This window comes from Sporosarcina sp. BP05 (genome assembly GCF_014282005.1).
Taxonomy (GTDB): domain Bacteria; phylum Bacillota; class Bacilli; order Bacillales_A; family Planococcaceae; genus Sporosarcina.
In genome coordinates, this window is record NZ_JACFTD010000072.1 from 1 (window position 1) to 908 (window position 908).

Here is a 908-nt window from a genome sequence, read left to right on the forward strand (position 1 = left end):
CGGTGTTTGTCAAGATAGTTGTCGCATATTGCTCTTTTTCTAGATTAGCTATTAAGTCGATATAGTTTCGTTTTTCTACCGCTCTTCTGTTGATGATGGATCAGAGTTTCAATCTGATCCATCATCAACAGAAGAGGTGAATAAAGAGAGACTGAGGAATATAAATGCTATTCGTAGATATCTTCAATCGTTTATTAGCGGGTTTTATCTGTTCGTAATTTTTGTTTCATCGGATTTAATGCGACTGATTCGTGTGGATTCCAGTTTCTTGTTGATCCTGACCAGCGCTCTGGATGCTTTTGTTTTGCTAGTTGATAGATTTCATGTCGATTTTTAAGTACTTCAATATAGGCACCTGTGTGCCTTTGTTCTGGTGTAACGAAATTTATTCCGCTATGTTGATGTTCATGCGTGTGCCAATGAACGAACCTGTCGGTCCATGACCGCGCATTTTCAATTGATTCGAAGCCATCATACGGGAATTCGGGTCGATATTTAAGTGTCCGAAATATTGCCTCAGAATACGGATTATCGTTACTCACTCTTGGTCTGGAATATGAGCTTTGGATACCTAGTTTTTCAAGTAATACTTGAAACGTTGCTGCTTTCATTGGGCTTCCATTATCGGAGTGTAAGACAAGTGGAGCCCCGTGTATCTTTTCACTTATAATGGATCTTTTAATTAATACTTCAGCGTGAGCGGCGTCTTCAATTCCCCAAACTTCCCAACCAACAATCTTTCGGCTGAATAAATCAATGATCAAGTAAAGCTTATAATAGAGACCTCTAACAGGTCCTTTCAACCAAGTAATATCCCAAGTCCAAACTTGATTAGGAGCCGTTGCTAAATAACTTTCGGGTAATTTCGTTTCTGGTCTTTTACTTCGTCCGCGATGCTGCTGCATTTT

Annotated in this window: 1 protein-coding gene; it reads right to left on the reverse strand. The window is 39.4% G+C overall.

Annotated features, from left to right (window positions below):
- Positions 1-194: 194 nt before the first annotated feature.
- A partial coding sequence (locus H2672_RS19140) for a DDE-type integrase/transposase/recombinase (protein WP_186674002.1) occupies positions 195-908 on the reverse strand: 714 nt, incomplete at its 5' end.